Below are 16,802 nucleotides of genomic sequence, written 5' to 3'. Positions count from 1 at the left end.
ACAATGAGTAACCAACTTGAAAAAGTAAAAGAGCTTATCGCTCTTCGCGAACAAGCCCGTTTAGGTGGTGGAGAAAAAAGAATCGAATCTCAGCACAAGAAAGGCAAGTACACAGCACGCGAACGTATCGCCATGTTGCTTGACGAAGGTAGTTTCGAGGAGTTTGATATGTTCGTTCAGCACCGTTGTACTAACTTCGGTATTGAAAAAACAAAATTCCTGGGTGATGGTATCGTAACCGGATATGGTACGATCGACGGCCGTCTGGTCTACATCTTCGCACAGGACTTCACCGTATTCGGAGGAGCTTTGTCAGAATCACTGGCCATGAAGATTTGTAAGGTAATGGATCAGGCCATGAAGATGGGTGCCCCTGTCATCGGCTTGAACGACTCAGGTGGAGCACGTATCCAGGAAGGCGTTAACGCCCTGGCAGGATATGCTGAAATCTTCCAGCGTAATATCCTTGCATCCGGTGTTGTACCTCAGATTTCAGGTATCTTCGGTCCGTGTGCAGGTGGCGCAGTTTATTCTCCGGCGCTGACTGACTTTAACATCATGACACGTGGTACCAGCTACATGTTCCTGACAGGTCCGAAAGTAGTAAAAACCGTTACCGGTGAAGACGTAACTCAGGAACAACTGGGTGGCGCAAGCGTACACACAACCAAATCGGGTGTTGCCCATTTCGCTGTCGACACAGAAGAAGAAGGTCTGCAACTGATCCGCAAATTGCTCAGCTTCCTTCCGCAGAACAACCTGGAAGAAACTCCGCTGATCGAATGTAAAGACCCGATCGACCGTCTGGACGATGTATTGAACGACATCATTCCTGACAACGCTAACCAGTCATATGACATGTATGAAGTAATCGGCACAATCGTTGACAACAACGAATTCCTGGAAGTACATGCTGATTATGCTAAAAATATTATTGTTGGTTTCGCACGTTTCAACGGCCAGTCTGTTGGTATCGTAGCTAACCAGCCGAAAGTAATGGCAGGCTGTCTGGACAGCAACGCATCCCGTAAGGCAGGCCGCTTCGTCCGCTTCTGCGACGCTTTCAACATTCCTTTGGTAACATTGGTAGACGTACCGGGATTCCTTCCGGGAACAGGCCAGGAATACAATGGTGTAATCCTTCACGGAGCCAAATTGCTTTACGCTTACGGCGAAGCAACTGTGCCTAAAATCACTGTTACATTGCGTAAATCTTACGGTGGTGCTTACTGCGTGATGAGTTCTAAACACCTGCGTGGCGATATGAACTACGCATGGCCGACAGCAGAAATCGCAGTTATGGGCCCGAGCGGTGCTGTAGAAGTTATCTTCGCAAAAGAAGTTGCCGCATCCGAAGATCCTGCAAAAGCAACAGCCGAAAAAGAAGCAGAATACAAGAAGGCATTCGCAAACCCGTACAACGCAGCTCAATACGGTTATATCGACGATGTGATCGAACCGCGTAATACCCGTTTCCGTATCATTCGTGCTTTACAACAATTGCAGACTAAAAAGTTAAGCAATCCTGCTAAGAAACATGACAATCTGCCTCTATAATTCTTAAAACAGGAAAATGAATATGACTAACAAAAGATTTGGAGTATTGCTGCTGTTCATCCTGCTCGTATCATTCGGGGCACAGGCACAGCGTGCAACCTCCATGCGAATAAATGAAGTGCTGGTCATCAACGAAGATAATTTCGTTGACGACTATGGCAAACGTCACGGCTGGATAGAATTATTCAATACTTCTGCCGGAACGGTTAATATTGCAGGTTGTTTCTTGACAGACGACAAGAACAATCCTAAAAAATATCCGATCCCCAAGGGTGACGTACTAACTCAGATCCCCCCCCATCAACACACTCTGTTCTGGGCGGATGGTGAACCTAACCGTGGTACTTTTCATGTCAATTTCACGTTAGACCCGTCAAAAGAAAATTATATAGCACTTTATGACGCCGATGGTAAATCCTTGATCGACGAAATAACAATTCCGGCTGCACAAAAACCGGATGTTAGCTATGGTAGAATTATTGACGGAAAAGAAGAATGGGCACAACTCACAAAAGTGACTCCCAGCACAAACAACCTGACGTTAGATTCTAACGAAAAGATCGAAAACTTTAAGACAAATGACTCTCTGGGTATCGGTATGACTATTACAGCTATGGCTGTTGTTTTTCTAGGCTTGCTCCTTCTTTTCCTGATCTTCAAACAAGTCGGAAAAGCAGCTATCGCAGCCAGCAAACGTAATGCTCAGAAAGCAGGGGCACCTGTTAATGTAAATACACCGGACGAAGTTTCGGGCGAAGTTTTTGCAGCAATCGCTACAGCTTTGTATGAAATGAGTGATGACAATCACGATATCGAACATACAGTGCTTACAATCCGCAAAGTTCGTCGTGCATATTCTCCATGGAGTTCTAAGATCTATAGTTTACGTGAAACTCCCAGAAAGTGATTATCTCTAAAAACAAACAAGAATGAAAAGTTTTAAATATACCATCAACGGTAACGTATATAAAGTACACATCAATTCAGTGGTCGACGATATCGCTGAAGTAGAAGTAAACGGTACTCCTTATAATGTAAAAATGGAGAAACCGGCGAAGAAACAAATGGTTACACTCAAACGTCCGGCACAGGCTCCTACTACAGCCAGCGGCGAACCGGTTGTTACTCGTCCGGCAGCATCTACAACCCAGGGCGCCGTTAAGACTCCGCTTCCAGGTGTTATCCTGCAAATCAAATGCAATGTAGGCGACACTGTGAAGAGAGGACAAACTTTACTTATCCTCGAGGCTATGAAGATGGAAAACAACATCAACGCTGACCGCGACGGTAAGATTATTGAAATTAAAGTACATAAGGGAGACTCCGTACTGGAAGGTGCTGATCTCGTCGTAATCGGATAAGAGTATGCAAGAGAGTTTTTTATCATTCCTGGGTGACAACCTACAGTTGTTCCTCACCTATACAGGAGTATATAATGCAACTCCGGGCCATATCATTATGATATTGGTTGGTTTGCTCTTTATATTCCTTGCGATTAAATATGAATTTGAACCCATGTTGCTGATCCCTATCGGATTCGGTATCCTGATCGGTAACATTCCTTTTAAAGATGCAGGGCTTCAGGTAGGTATCTACGAACAAGGGTCTGTACTTAACATCCTCTATCAAGGGGTAACCTCCGGATGGTATCCGCCGTTGATCTTCCTCGGTATCGGGGCGATGACCGACTTCTCCGCTTTGATTTCCAATCCAAAGCTGATGTTGATCGGTGCTGCCGCCCAGTTCGGTATCTTCGGTGCTTATATTATCGCTCTTCAGATGGGATTCGAACCGAACCAGGCCGGTGCTATCGGTATTATCGGTGGTGCTGACGGTCCTACGGCTATCTTCCTGTCTTCCAAGCTGGCCCCTAACCTGATGGGTGCTATTGCGGTGTCGGCCTACTCATATATGGCGTTGGTACCTATTATCCAGCCGCCGTTCATGAGACTGCTTACAACAAAGAAAGAACGTCTGATCCGTATGAAACCGCCGAGAGCCGTTTCTTCTACAGAAAAGATCATCTTCCCGATCGTAGGTCTGTTGCTGACTTGCTTCCTTGTACCTTCAGGTCTGCCCTTGCTGGGTATGTTGTTCTTCGGAAACCTATTGAAAGAAAGTGGTGTAACCCGTCGTCTGGCTGAAACAGCCCGCGGTCCGCTGATCGATACAATCACCATCCTGTTAGGTATCACAGTAGGTGCTTCTACACAGGCAACTCAGTTCCTGACACTGAACTCTATCAAGATCTTCGGTTTAGGTGCGTTGTCATTCGTGATTGCAACCTGTGCCGGTGTATTGTTCGTTAAGTTCTTCAACCTGTTCCTGAAACAAGGCAACAAGATCAATCCGCTTATCGGTAATGCCGGTGTATCTGCCGTTCCCGACTCAGCACGTATCTCTCAGGTTGTAGGTCTGGAATATGACCCGACCAACTATCTGTTGATGCACGCCATGGGTCCGAACGTAGCAGGTGTAATCGGTTCTGCTGTAGCAGCCGGTATCCTGTTAGGATTCTTAGGATAATAAAACAAGTGACAGTTGATAGATGGCAAGTGACAAATAAATAGAATCTTTTCTAAATCTGTCAACTGTCACTTATCAACTGTCAACTTTTTATACATTTTGTTCGACCTCCATCGGATTTGTTTCCGGATTAGTTACTTCTTCCAATGTCGTCCCCACAAACAACCATACCATCAAAAGGACAATCGCAATAATAACCCCGATGATCAACCATAGATTTTTCTTTTTCATACCTTCGTAATTCTGATTTTGTTTTATATGAGCATAAAACAACAGAAACAAGTCTTTGGTTTAAAAAGATCTATGAGTAAAATACGAAACCTACTGCCATACTATCATAGTTGACAAATATTCATCCGATTACAAATGATTTAGCACCATACTCTCATACGCAATTCATATAATAATAGACTGTAAAACACAAAGCTGGAATACTTTCTCAAACATTGTTTTATTTGCCGGAATAAACTAACTTTGTCTCTATATCTTAAAAAGCATCCAACATGAGCCAAGTAAAAGGAATACCATACGGAATATCTGATTTCAAACGGTTGAGAAACGAAAACTTTTATTACGTAGACAAGACGATGTATCTGCCGCTGATCGAAAAGATGCCCAGCTACTTGTTTCTTATCCGTCCCAGACGATTCGGAAAAAGTCTGTTCCTTAGCTTGATGCGTACCTATTATGATATATTGCAAAAGGATAACTTCGAAAAGTATTTCGGTGATTTATGGATTGGCAGCCACCCGACTGACCAGCGTAACCGCTTTCAGGTGCTTTACTTCGATTTCTCAAAAGCCGGTTGTTCGCAACCGGGAACCGATATGATGACCAGCTTCAACGACTATTGCGGTCTGATCATCAATCAGTTCGCACATGAATATGCATCCTATTACGATGCCGATTATAAAGCTACGATCGAAAATATAGCAAGTGCCAAAGCAAAACTGTCGTACATCGAGATAAAAGCAAAAGAAAAAGGGTATCCGCTTTATCTTATCGTAGACGAATATGACAACTTCACAAACGTCATACTGAGTGAACACGGACAGAAAATGTTTCACGACCTAACACATGCCAGCGGTTTCTACAGGGAATACTTTAAACAGTTCAAAGGGATGTTCGACCGGATTTTCCTGATGGGGGTCAGTCCTATCACTTTGGATGATTTATCGAGCGGTTATAACATCAACTGGAATATCTCGACTGACGAAACTTTTAACGCAATGATGGGATTCGATGAAACAGATGTTCGTGAAATGTTTCATTATTACCGGCAAAACGATATGCTGACAGGAGACATAGATACAATGATCGCAGAAATGAAACCGTGGTATAATAATTATTGTTTCGCACGAATGGCATTGGATAGTGACCGGGTGTTCAATTGTGACCTGATTTTGTATTATTTACACAATCAGGTAAATTTCCACCGTGCCCCGGAAGAGATGGTAGACAAAAATATTTGCATAAATTACAGCAAACTAAAAAAGCTAACCGGTATCAACCATAAAAGTTTACACGAAGATAGCTGTATGAATACTATCAAAGATATTGTCGCAAAAGGAGAAGTGCTAGTCGACCTGCACACCTCTTTCCCGGCTGAAAAAGTAATGGATATCGATAATTTCCGAAGTCTACTTTATTACTACGGACTGCTTACTATGTGCGGTACACACGGAAAACTATTAAAAATGTGTATCCCCAATAATTGCGTACGTGAACAATACTTTGGTTTCCTGCGCGATTATTATCAACAGTTTCATACAATAAACCTTTCTCATCTGAAAGATTTAATAGACGACTTCGCTTACGACGGCCAATGGAAACCGTTTTTCGAATCCATCGCCCTTGCCTATCGTGAAAACTCTTCCGTACGTGATGCTATGGAAGGAGAAAGAAATCTGCAAGGTTTTCTGAAGGCATATCTGGCACTCGCTTCTTATTATCTGGTAGAACCGGAACTGGAAATGAATTACGGTTACTGCGATTTCTTTTTATTACCTGACAAAAAGCGGTATCCTGATATCGGACACAGCTACATATTGGAGTTAAAGTACGCTGGACGTACCACCACTGATACGGAACTCGAAACACAAGCAGAAGAAGGACGCCGCCAACTATTACAATACAGTAAAGACAAAATCGCTTTACAGTTGGCCCAAGACACAACACTTCATTTGATACTGCTTCAATTCCGGGGTTGGGATTTGGTTAAGTGTGAAGAAATAGCTTCCTGCTAACAATCTTCACCGGATGATAGCTTTCAAAACGCTATCATCCCAACACCTTATTCTTAGCGATTGTTGCCTGAAATTCTTTCAGGTAGAACGGCTCGAAATAAGCGACATCCTCAAACCGACTTCCGGCAAATGCTTTTTCAGACAAGGTTATCATATTAACAGCCAGCGGGTGGATATTATCAATAAAGAGCGCATTCGGAGAAGTAATCACCTCCCGACATTTGGCTGCACCGTTCCCAAAGAAACAAACTTTCCCTTTTTCCAGCCAGGAAGCATAAGTTTCTGCATCTACAATATCAGCAGACGTTTCGCGAACCGTCTTCAAATTAACATCATAGATAGCTGCATACACCTCCATCCGACGGGCATCGAGCATGGCGCAATACAAACAGTCGGACGCATTATTTTGCTGTTCCAATGCGGCAACAGCCAACACTTCCAGCGTAGGGATACTGATCAGAGGTATGCCGTAACCGAAACACAAACCTTTGGCGACCGATACGCCGATACGCAATCCGGTATAAGATCCCGGACCGCTGCTGACAGCTACTGCATCCAGCTTCAATCCTTTTTCTTTGGTCACCGCAATAGCCTCTTCCACATAAACACCCAACAAAGCAGCATGCGACGGACCTTCAAACGAACTCTTTTCAAAAAGCACCTCACCATCAGCCGATAAAGCGACGGAACACACCGAGGTCGATGTTTCAATATTTAAAATACAAGACATAATAGTTGACAGTTGACGGTTGACAAGTGACAGATATTTTTCAATAGAACTCCGCTGTTCATCAACCGGATTAATTGGTCGCAAAAGTACAAAAACGTCTTTATACGAATGAGAAAATAACGAACTTTTTCTCTATCAGGACGAAGAATTATCAACTGTCAACTGTCAACTATCAACTGAATAAGCTATCTTTGCACAAATTTTTAGAACAATGATACAATCAATGACTGGATTCGGTAAGGTTACAGCCGAACTTCCTTCAAAAAAGGTAACCGTAGAAATAAAAGCACTCAACAGCAAACAACTGGATTTATCAACCCGCATCCCTTCTATCTACAAAGATAAGGAAATGCAAATCCGTAGCCAGCTGCTTCAGTCGCTTGAACGGGGTAAGGTCGATTTCAGCATTTATATCGAATATATAGGAAAAGATACTCCTACCCAGATCAACCTTACCGCTTTTGAAAGTTATTACAGCCAGGTTAAGGATATTGCAGAAAAACTGAATATTGCACTTCCGGCTGACTGGTTCCAGACATTACTAAAAATGCCGGACGTTATCAAATCTGAAATTGTAGAAGTAGACGAAAGCGAATGGGAAGTTGTTTTCAATGCGGTAAAGGGAGCCATCAAACATCTTTGTGACTTCCGCATCCAGGAAGGCGCCATGCTGCAAAAGTTATTTGAAGACAAAATCGGTAATATCGCCCGCCTGCTGACCGAAGTGGAAGAATATGAAGGCGAACGCATCGAAAAGATCAAAGCCCGTATCATGGATAACCTCGAAAAGGTAGCCAACCAGGATTACGACAAGAACCGCTTCGAGCAGGAAATGATCTATTACATCGAAAAACTGGATGTGAACGAAGAAAAGAACCGCCTCGACAACCATCTGAAATATTTCATCAGCACGATGAAAGACGGACACGGACAAGGCAAAAAGCTCGGTTTCATCGCTCAGGAAATGGGCCGCGAAATCAACACGCTCGGTTCGAAAAGCAACCATGCGGAAATGCAGAAAATTGTCGTTCAGATGAAAGACGAACTGGAACAAATCAAGGAACAGGTACTAAACGTATTATAATATGGCTGGTAAATTAATTATATTCTCCGCCCCGTCAGGCTCAGGTAAATCAACCATCATCAACCATCTGCTAAAACAGAACCTGAACCTGCATTTCTCTATCTCGGCAACAAGCCGTGCACCGCGCGGAACAGAACAGAACGGTGTGGAATATTATTTCCTGACTCCCGACGAATTCCGGGCCCGTATCGCTGCCGGTGATTTTTTGGAATATGAGGAAGTATATACCGATAAATACTACGGCACATTGAAAAGTGAAGTGGAACGCCAACTGAACGAAGGCAACAACGTTATATTCGATGTGGACGTTGTCGGCGGATGCAACATCAAAAAGTTTTATGGTGACCGTGCTCTTTCAGTATTTATCCAGCCGCCCAGCATCGCCCATCTGCGTGAACGTCTGGAAGGTCGTGGCACGGATGCTCCCGAAGTGATCGACAGCCGTATCGCAAAAGCGGAATTCGAACTGGGATTTATTCCTCATTTCGATGTCTGCATCGTAAACGACGACCTTGCGACAGCACAGGCCGAAGCAGTGGAAGTTATAAAAGATTTTCTGTCTAAAGAATGAATAACAACAGACAATTATCACGTAAATGGGGATATATTTTCGCACTGACCGGAATCGCGGCATTGGGAACCTGCATTGCAGGCCTCATTTATAAAGAATATCTCATTGCATTTGCAACCGGACTCGTATTCGGCGTACAGGCATTCAACTTTATAATGTGGAAGAAACAACGGTAAAGGAAAACAACAAACTGAAAACCGGAATCTTTTCCGGTTCTTTCAACCCGGTTCACATCGGTCATTTGGCCCTGGCCAACTGGCTGTGTGAGTTTGCGGGGTTGGACGAACTGTGGTTTGTTATCACGCCTCATAACCCGCTAAAGAAACGCGACGACCTGATGGATGACCGGCTCCGGCTCGAACTGGTCGAAGCTGCCGTTGCCGGATATGCTAAATTCCGTACCAGCGATATCGAGTTTACGCTTCCCCAACCGACTTACACGATAGACACCTTACGTACCCTCGACCGTACATATCCCGACCGCGAATTTCATTTTATAATGGGAGCCGACAACTGGTCGTCAATCAATCGCTGGAAAGAATCGGAAACGTTAATTACCAGCTACCCTATCCTGATTTATCCGCGTAAAGGATACGAAATCAACATCCCCGACAACCTTCCCGACATCCGTAAAGTCGATGCTCCGCTGATGGAAATATCCTCCACTTTTATACGCGAATCACTGGCAGCCGGCAAAGATATACGTTTCTTCTTACCGGAAGCAATACGTAACCATAAGTGCTTTTCTAATATATAATTAAGTAAACTACTACTCACTTTTATCCTATAAGTGAGAAAAATTTTGTACTTTTGCGCCGTATTATACAAAATAATAGCGTAATGAATCTATTAGAACTGAGTGAACAGGAAATCATAAGACGCAATAGCATGGAGCAATTGCGCCAAATGGGGATAGAACCGTATCCCGCTGCTGAGTACGTAACAAACGCATATTCCAAAGAAATAAAGGCATCTTTTAAAGACGATGCAGAACCCCGTCCTGTAACTATTGCAGGCCGTATCATGAGCCGCCGTATTATGGGTAAGGCTTCATTCATGGAGTTGCAGGATTCGGAAGGCAGAATACAGGTATATATTTCCCGTGATGATATCTGCCCGGGTGAAGACAAAGATTTATATAACGTCGTTTTCAAGAAGTTGCTCGATATCGGAGACATTGTAGGAATCAAAGGTTTTGTATTCCGTACGCAAATGGGTGAAATCTCCGTCCATGCACAGGAATTGACGGTATTATCCAAATCACTCAGACCGCTGCCTATCGTTAAATACAAAGACGGTGTAGCTTATGACGGATTTAACGATCCCGAACTACGTTACCGTCAGCGTTATATCGACCTGATCGTAAACGATGGCGTAAAGGATATTTTCATGAAACGTGCAAAAGTGATCAAAACAATGCGCGCCGTACTCGACGAAGCCGGATATACGGAAGTAGAAACTCCGATCCTTCAGTCTATCGCCGGTGGTGCAAGTGCACGTCCGTTTATCACGCATCATAACTCATTAGATATTGACCTTTATCTGCGTATCGCTACCGAACTGTATCTGAAAAGACTGATCGTCGGCGGTTTCGAAGGGGTTTACGAAATCGGGAAAAACTTCCGTAACGAAGGTATGGACCGGACGCACAACCCGGAATTTACCTGCATGGAATTGTATGTCCAATATAAGGATTACAACTGGATGATGAGCTTCACGGAGCAGCTGCTGGAAAAAATATGTATGGCTGTCAACGGTACATGCGAAACCGTAGTCGACGGCAAGACTATCAGTTTCAAGGCTCCTTTCCGTCGCTTACCTATCCTGGAAGCCATTAAGGAAAAGACCGGCTACGACCTGGAAGGCAAGAACGAAGATGAAATCCGTTCAATTTGTAAAGAATTGAAGATGGAGATCGACGAAACAATGGGTAAAGGCAAGTTGATCGATGAAATCTTCGGAGAATTCTGTGAAGGTACATTTATCCAACCGACATTCATTATCGACTATCCGGTTGAAATGAGTCCGCTGACCAAAATGCACCGCAGCAAACCGGGACTGACCGAACGTTTCGAATTGATGGTGAACGGAAAAGAGTTGGCAAACGCTTACAGCGAGCTGAACGACCCGATCGACCAGGAAGAACGTTTCAAGGATCAGTTGAAGTTGAGCGAAAAAGGGGACGACGAAGCGATGTTCATCGACCAGGACTTCTTGCGCGCACTGCAATTCGGTATGCCTCCTACATCCGGTATCGGTATCGGTATCGACCGTTTGGTCATGTTGATGACCGGCCAGACTACTATTCAGGAAGTATTGTTCTTCCCGCAAATGCGTCCGGAAAAAACAGTAAAGAAAGATGCTGTCGACAAATACGTAGCATTAGGTATCGATGAAGCCTGGGTGCCGGCATTACAGAAAGCCGGTTATCTGACTGTCGACACGCTGAAAGAGGTGAACCCTAACAAGCTGCGCCAGGAACTTTGTGAGATGAACAAGAAGTATAAGCTGGAACTGCAAAATCCTGTGGCCGAAGAAGTGGAAGCATGGATTGCCAACGCAGCCAAATAAAAGGGAATGCTATGAAATTACCCGGTAAAATTGCAATAATGGGAGGTGGTAGCTGGGCTACCGCCTTAGCCAAGATTGTACTTTCTACACAGGATAGTATTAACTGGTATATGCGCCGGCAGGACCAGGTTGACGACTTTTTAAAGACAGGACATAACCCCAGTTATCTGTCTGCCGTAAAGTTCGACACGGACAAAATAAAATTCTACACGGATATTAACGATGCGATTAACGATTCCGATACGCTAATCTTCGCGACTCCATCTCCGTTCCTGAAACAACATTTAATGAAGGTGACAACCCCGCTGAATGATAAATTCATCATCTCGGCCATCAAGGGGATTGTACCGGACGAGAACATGCTGATTGCCGACTATTTCACGGAATATTATAATGTACCTATGGAAAACATCGCAGTAATCGGCGGTCCGTGTCATGCGGAAGAGATTGCGCTCGAACGTCTTTCCTATATTACATTAGCCTGTTCCAATATCGACAATGCACGTGCCGTCGCCCATGTATTCCAGAATCAATATCTGAACAACTATTGTTGTAAAGATGTTAGAGGAATAGAATATGCTTCTGTTTTAAAGAATGTATATGCGATTGTTGCCGGTATCTGTCACGGGATGAAATATGGAGACAACTTCCTGGCAGTATTCATCTGTAACGCAATCGAAGAAATGCGTAATTTCCTCAATTCCGTACACAGCCTGGAACGCGACGTAACCGACTCGGTTTATCTGGGAGACTTGTTGGTGACAGCTTATTCCCGTTTCAGCCGTAACCGTACGTTCGGGACGATGATTGGAAAAGGATATTCCGTCAAGATTGCCCAGCTGGAAATGGAAATGATTGCCGAAGGATACTACGGGACCAAATGTATCCACGAGATAAATGAAAAGTATAAGGTAAACATGCCGATTCTGGACGCCTTATACGATATATTATATGAAAGAAAATCGCCGACTACCGTTATACGGCAGTTGACAGAAACATTTAAGTAGGTATGAAAAACATCAGTATTAACATTGACAAAGCACTGGGCGTTGTTACAAAAGAACAGGTTTACGCACAGGAAGCCAAGGCAAACGAATGTATTGCCACTTTACATAACGGAAACGGAGCTGGTAACGATTTTCTGGGTTGGTTACATCTCCCCTCTTCTATCACGGATGCTGAATTAACAGACATCGAGAACACGGCCAACGTGCTTCGTTCTAAATGTGAAGTTGTCGTTGCCATCGGTATCGGCGGAAGCTATCTCGGCACAAAAGCCGTTGTCGAAGCATTGAACAACAGTTTCGACTGGTTGCAGTCTGACCGTAAGAACCCGGTTGTTCTCTATGCCGGACAGAATATCGGTGAAGATTATCTGTATGAGCTGTGTGAAATACTGAAAGGTAAACAATTCGGTCTGATTAACATATCCAAATCGGGAACAACAACAGAGCCTGCCCTGGCATTCCGTATGCTGAAGAAGCAACTGGAAGACGCAGTCGGCAAGGAAGAAGCAAAACATCGTATTGTTGCCATTACTGATGCCAAAAGAGGTGCCCTTCGCACATTGGCAGACCAGGAAGGTTACAAGACATTTATCATTCCTGATAATGTAGGCGGACGTTTCTCCGTACTGACTCCGGTCGGTTTACTGCCTATCGCAGTGGCAGGTATCAGTATCCGCGACCTGGTTGCTGGTGCCGTATCTATGGAGAAGGCTACAGGCATTGAAGTTCCTTTCAATGAAAACCTGTCGGCTATCTATGCTGCAACCCGCAACGAATTATATAAAAGCGGCAAGAAGATTGAAATCCTTGCCAACTTCCATCCGAAACTTCATTACATTGGTGAATGGTGGAAACAGCTGTACGGCGAAAGCGAAGGTAAAGACGGAAAAGGTATTTTCCCGGCTTCTGTCGACCTGACAACCGACCTTCACTCAATGGGCCAATGGATTCAGGAAGGCGAACGCATCATCTTCGAAACAGTCATCTCTGTTGAAACTCCTTCACACAAAGTAGAAGTCCCGACAGACGAAGCCAATCTGGACGGCCTGAACTTCCTTGCCGGGAAACGTGTAGACGAAGTAAATAAGATGGCAGAACTGGGTACTCAGCTGGCACACGTAGACGGTGGTGTTCCAAACATCAAAATCACGATGCCGGAAGTAAATGCTTATTACATCGGCCAGTTGTTCTACTTCTTCGAGAAAGCCTGTGGAATCAGTGGTTATATGCTGGGCGTTAATCCGTTCGACCAACCGGGTGTCGAAGCATACAAAAAGAACATGTTCGCGCTGCTGAACAAGCCCGGATATGAAAAAGAAAGCGAAGCAATCCGCGCACGATTGTAATAACCTGTTACATGACATAAATAAAAAGGTGAAAGTGGATGTTCTTGCTTTCACCTTTTTATTTTTAAGAAGATATCTATACTAAAGGAGATTCATATCTTTGCAAAGATTATTAAGGATATAAATAAAATGATACAAGAAGCTATCAACCGTTATCTGCTTAGGACTAAGCAGAATTCTCTTTCTCCTAAAGCTGTACTTTTCGATATGGATGGTGTCTTATACGACTCCATGCGTTTTCATGCCCGTGCCTGGAACGAAACAGCGATACATCATCAGCTCCAGGCTAAAGAGGAAGACTTTTACATGTTTGAAGGCCGTACCGGTGACAGTACGATCAATGAATTGTACCAACGTACCTTTCAGCGTGATGCGACCGATGAGGAAAAACGGGAACTATATGAAGAGAAAGCAACACTTTTCAATAAATATAATGATGGTAAAGCAATGACAGGCGCCGCAGAAGTACTGGCTGCCGTTAAAGCGACCGGACTACAAACATTAGTCGTGACCGGTTCCGGCCAGCACAGCTTGATTAACAAACTGGAACATACCTATCCCGGCTGTTTTACCCGCGAAAAGATGGTTACGGCTTTTGACGTAAAATATGGCAAACCTCATCCCGAACCTTATCTGATGGGATTGCAAAAGGCCGGAGTCCATGCCAACGAAGCATTTGTCGTAGAAAACGCCCCGATGGGTGTCGAAGCCGGTGTTGCAGCAGGCATCTTCACGATTGCAGTCAATACCGGTCCCCTCCCCGACAAAGTGTTATTGGATGCAGGCGCCGATTTACTATATCCGGATATGGCAGGCCTGGCAAAAGACTGGGATAATATAATGAGGTGTATAGGATAGATTCTATTTCCATATAAAAAAACAAAGCGATACCTACAGAAAACCGTAAGTATCGCTTTTGCCATGAATAATTATCTTATAATCGTTTACTTTACATAATTCGCCTTGTTCAGGAAGTCGAAACTTTCTTTACAGCTGGCTACAGGATCATTGTTTGTATATTGTTCCACTTCAACGTACCAGTCTCTTACATTATTTGCATACATCTGGTCGAAGATCGGTTTAAAGTCGATCTTACCGCTGGCACCGATTTCCATGTCATCCTTAATATGGATCGTCTTGAACTGGCTCGGACGGGATTTCAGATAGGCTACAGGATCTGCACCACCTTCTTTCACCCAATAAACGTCCATCTGGAAGAATACGTGATTCGGACTTACGTTATCCAACAGGAAGTCGTAAATCAACTTATCGTCGATTTTACGGAATTCGAAAGCATGGTTATGATAACCGAATGCGATACTGGCAGCAGCAGTCTTATAACCAACCGTATTGAAATAATCGCAATACATCTTCAAGTCATCCAAAGTAGTCTGATCGTTTACCGGCATCCAGGGCTGAACCATATATTTAACCCCTAATTCGTTGTGAGCGGCAATCGCCTTATCCCACCAACTCATTACTTCCGCTTCCTTTTCTTTAGTAAACTCCTGTCCCAGGTGGGCGCTGGTACATTTCATACCCAGGTCATTACACATTTTCTTAAATTCAGCAGGAGCTAAACCATAAATTTTACCATTGTCATAACCGGCTGTTTCCAGATTGGTATATCCTATTTTAGACGCTGTTTCCAACACCTTTTGAATGCCTTCGTCTTTTACAAGGTCTCTCAAAGAATATAACTGTAAACCGATATGTTTCTTTTCGGCACAAGAAGATAACAACTGAGGTGCAACTAAACCTCCCGCAAGCAACATGGAAGCTTGCTTTAAAAAGTCACGTCTGTTCTGCATAGTACTAAAAATTAAGTTTGATTGAGAATTTGTACAAAAGTAAGACTATATTCGATGGATTCTAAGATTATTTCGTTAAAATCAATAAAAAGATAAATTACTTTTGCCTTAACATTCGTTGCATCTTCATGTATCGATATTGTTTTATGATCAATTTTCGGCTACGCATAATCTGATACCTGTAAATAATGCAAGCTGTAATAAAATAGATACCGGCCTGTATCCAAAGCGTACGGTATTCGTGAGCTACTTCATTCAAGGAGGCTCCTGCCGTATTGATACGGATAAATCCCTGTATTCCAGGTGTGGAAGGAAACAAATAACCGATTGCTTTCCAGAACGGAGGTATTGCCTCCTTAGGCCAGGACACGCCGGAGATAAACAACAGAATGACCGAAGTAAAGACAAAGACCAGCATCGGCGACTCACGGCTTGTCATAAAACCGGACAAGGTCATCGACAAAAAGATGGACGCGAACAGATAAGGCAGAACAAACAACATAACAGTCCACGGCTCTCCCACCTGCGGCAATGAAAATAATTTCGGAACCACCCCTAATGCCCAGATACAAACGACTATATATAACAATATATAAGTAAGCGACTTGCCGAACACAATACGCAACGTCCCGTTAAAATGACGGCTTACCGGAACCAAACTGTGGAAACGGTTCTTTTCGCGTGCCGTTCCTCCCAACATACCGATACCCAGAATCAGCGTCTGCTGGATAACCAGAATAAGGATAGCCGGCACAAGGAAGCTGGCAAACCCGTTCTGCGAATTGAACAGGGCTACCGATTCATACGGAATAGGATTGATCGTTATCTTTTCCTGTTCTATCGTCGACGACGGATTATTCTGCGCCCGTAGTTCTTTTCCTATCTCGAGCGAAACTTCAGTCGTTGCCAACAGGAAGGCTTTATAAAACAACAAAGCACTCATATCACAATAAAGCGAAACCGTCGCCTGCTTTCCTTTATGTATATTTTTGCTGAACTCACTGGGGAAATACAGTATTCCGTATGCTTCTTTCGCATCCATCATCCGTTTTGCCTCTTCCATATCCGAACAGACGGCAACAACCTTTACATCTGCCGTTGCATCGACCTTCCGAATATATTCGCGACTCAGATAAGAATCCGACTGGTCCACCACCACCATCTTGGCATTGTGAACCACCTCATTATTATAGATAAACGCATACAAAAGCGGATAGATGAACGGGACCAGGAAGAAAAAGATCATGACTCCCGAATCCTTGAAGACGTTCTTCAATTCATCCTTCCAGATAAAAAAGGTATCCAGTATACCTTCTTTGATTATATATCGTAAACGATGTTCTCTTTTCATTA

At 43.8% G+C, this 16,802-nt stretch carries 17 protein-coding genes; 13 read left to right on the top strand and 4 right to left on the bottom strand.

Translation table 11 applies throughout. The features are described 5' to 3' along the window. Window positions 1-3: 3 nt before the first annotated feature. Genes HMPREF1535_RS13590 through HMPREF1535_RS13575 form a run of 4 tightly spaced genes read left to right on the top strand, consistent with a single transcriptional unit; the run spans window position 4 to window position 4,083 of the window. Window positions 4-1,557, top strand: a complete 1,554-nt coding sequence (locus HMPREF1535_RS13590) for an acyl-CoA carboxylase subunit beta (protein WP_007657778.1) — start codon at window positions 4-6, stop codon at window positions 1,555-1,557. Between the two features lie 22 nt (window positions 1,558-1,579). Then, complete coding sequence (locus tag HMPREF1535_RS13585) at window positions 1,580-2,464, top strand: lamin tail domain-containing protein (RefSeq protein ID WP_046147543.1); 885 nt, start codon at window positions 1,580-1,582, stop codon at window positions 2,462-2,464. Between the two features lie 22 nt (window positions 2,465-2,486). Then, window positions 2,487-2,918, top strand: a complete 432-nt coding sequence (locus HMPREF1535_RS13580; protein ID WP_046146586.1) for a biotin/lipoyl-containing protein — start codon at window positions 2,487-2,489, stop codon at window positions 2,916-2,918. A 4-nt stretch (window positions 2,919-2,922) separates the two neighbouring features. Then, entirely contained in the window at window positions 2,923-4,083 is a 1,161-nt protein-coding gene (locus tag HMPREF1535_RS13575) for a sodium ion-translocating decarboxylase subunit beta (protein WP_046146585.1), read from the top strand. Between the two features lie 90 nt (window positions 4,084-4,173). Here the strand turns inward: HMPREF1535_RS13575 and HMPREF1535_RS25970 are convergent, their stop codons facing one another. Continuing rightward, window positions 4,174-4,314, bottom strand: a complete 141-nt coding sequence (locus HMPREF1535_RS25970; RefSeq protein WP_165364434.1) for a hypothetical protein — start codon at window positions 4,312-4,314, stop codon at window positions 4,174-4,176. 272 nt (window positions 4,315-4,586) lie between these two features. On the opposite strand from HMPREF1535_RS25970, the gene HMPREF1535_RS13565 reads away from it, so the two are divergent. Beyond that, window positions 4,587-6,329, top strand: coding sequence for an ATP-binding protein (locus HMPREF1535_RS13565; RefSeq protein ID WP_046146583.1), 1,743 nt, complete (start codon window positions 4,587-4,589; stop codon window positions 6,327-6,329). Between the two features lie 34 nt (window positions 6,330-6,363). On the opposite strand, the gene tsaB is transcribed toward HMPREF1535_RS13565, so the two are convergent. Continuing rightward, the gene (tsaB, locus tag HMPREF1535_RS13560) at window positions 6,364-7,059 is read right to left on the bottom strand and encodes a tRNA (adenosine(37)-N6)-threonylcarbamoyltransferase complex dimerization subunit type 1 TsaB (RefSeq protein ID WP_046146582.1); all 696 of its coding nucleotides are present in this window, start codon (window positions 7,057-7,059) and stop codon (window positions 6,364-6,366) included. Window positions 7,060-7,270: 211 nt separating this feature from the next. Between tsaB and HMPREF1535_RS13555 the strand changes: the two genes are divergently transcribed. From HMPREF1535_RS13555 to HMPREF1535_RS13520, 8 genes are all read left to right on the top strand, one after another. Further along, the gene (locus HMPREF1535_RS13555; RefSeq protein ID WP_010800122.1) at window positions 7,271-8,143 is read left to right on the top strand and encodes a YicC/YloC family endoribonuclease; all 873 of its coding nucleotides are present in this window, start codon (window positions 7,271-7,273) and stop codon (window positions 8,141-8,143) included. 1 nt (window position 8,144) lies between these two features. Continuing rightward, entirely contained in the window at window positions 8,145-8,714 is a 570-nt protein-coding gene (gene gmk, locus HMPREF1535_RS13550; protein ID WP_007657745.1) for a guanylate kinase, read from the top strand. Next, window positions 8,711-8,890: a hypothetical protein gene (locus tag HMPREF1535_RS13545; RefSeq protein ID WP_007657744.1), complete on the top strand. Its 180-nt coding sequence runs from the start codon at window positions 8,711-8,713 to the stop codon at window positions 8,888-8,890. The genes gmk and HMPREF1535_RS13545 overlap by 4 nt, the downstream gene beginning before the upstream one ends. Then, a complete protein-coding gene (gene nadD, locus HMPREF1535_RS13540; RefSeq protein ID WP_007657743.1) occupies window positions 8,872-9,471 on the top strand; it encodes a nicotinate (nicotinamide) nucleotide adenylyltransferase in 600 nt (199 codons plus the stop codon). The genes HMPREF1535_RS13545 and nadD overlap by 19 nt, the downstream gene beginning before the upstream one ends. Before the next feature lie 83 nt (window positions 9,472-9,554). Next, the gene (gene lysS, locus HMPREF1535_RS13535) at window positions 9,555-11,285 is read left to right on the top strand and encodes a lysine--tRNA ligase (RefSeq protein ID WP_046146581.1); all 1,731 of its coding nucleotides are present in this window, start codon (window positions 9,555-9,557) and stop codon (window positions 11,283-11,285) included. A gap of 11 nt (window positions 11,286-11,296) precedes the next feature. Beyond that, window positions 11,297-12,292, top strand: a complete 996-nt coding sequence (locus HMPREF1535_RS13530) for an NAD(P)H-dependent glycerol-3-phosphate dehydrogenase (RefSeq protein ID WP_010800125.1) — start codon at window positions 11,297-11,299, stop codon at window positions 12,290-12,292. 2 nt (window positions 12,293-12,294) lie between these two features. Next, a complete protein-coding gene (locus HMPREF1535_RS13525) occupies window positions 12,295-13,638 on the top strand; it encodes a glucose-6-phosphate isomerase (RefSeq protein ID WP_046146580.1) in 1,344 nt (447 codons plus the stop codon). A 129-nt stretch (window positions 13,639-13,767) separates the two neighbouring features. Beyond that, the gene (locus HMPREF1535_RS13520; protein WP_046146579.1) at window positions 13,768-14,496 is read left to right on the top strand and encodes an inorganic diphosphatase; all 729 of its coding nucleotides are present in this window, start codon (window positions 13,768-13,770) and stop codon (window positions 14,494-14,496) included. An 86-nt stretch (window positions 14,497-14,582) separates the two neighbouring features. Here the strand turns inward: HMPREF1535_RS13520 and HMPREF1535_RS13515 are convergent, their stop codons facing one another. Together HMPREF1535_RS13515 and HMPREF1535_RS13510 are read right to left on the bottom strand one after the other, a co-directional pair. Then, window positions 14,583-15,449, bottom strand: a complete 867-nt coding sequence (locus HMPREF1535_RS13515; RefSeq protein WP_046146578.1) for a sugar phosphate isomerase/epimerase family protein — start codon at window positions 15,447-15,449, stop codon at window positions 14,583-14,585. 97 nt (window positions 15,450-15,546) lie between these two features. Further along, complete coding sequence (locus HMPREF1535_RS13510; protein WP_010800129.1) at window positions 15,547-16,800, bottom strand: ABC transporter permease; 1,254 nt, start codon at window positions 16,798-16,800, stop codon at window positions 15,547-15,549. Window positions 16,801-16,802: the final 2 nt, after the last annotated feature.

The sequence above is a fragment of the Parabacteroides goldsteinii DSM 19448 = WAL 12034 genome, assembly GCF_000969835.1.
In the GTDB taxonomy this organism is placed as follows: Bacteria; Bacteroidota; Bacteroidia; order Bacteroidales; family Tannerellaceae; genus Parabacteroides; species Parabacteroides goldsteinii.
The sequence above is the reverse complement of the archived record's forward strand: the minus strand, read 5'-3'. Positions and strand labels throughout refer to the sequence as shown.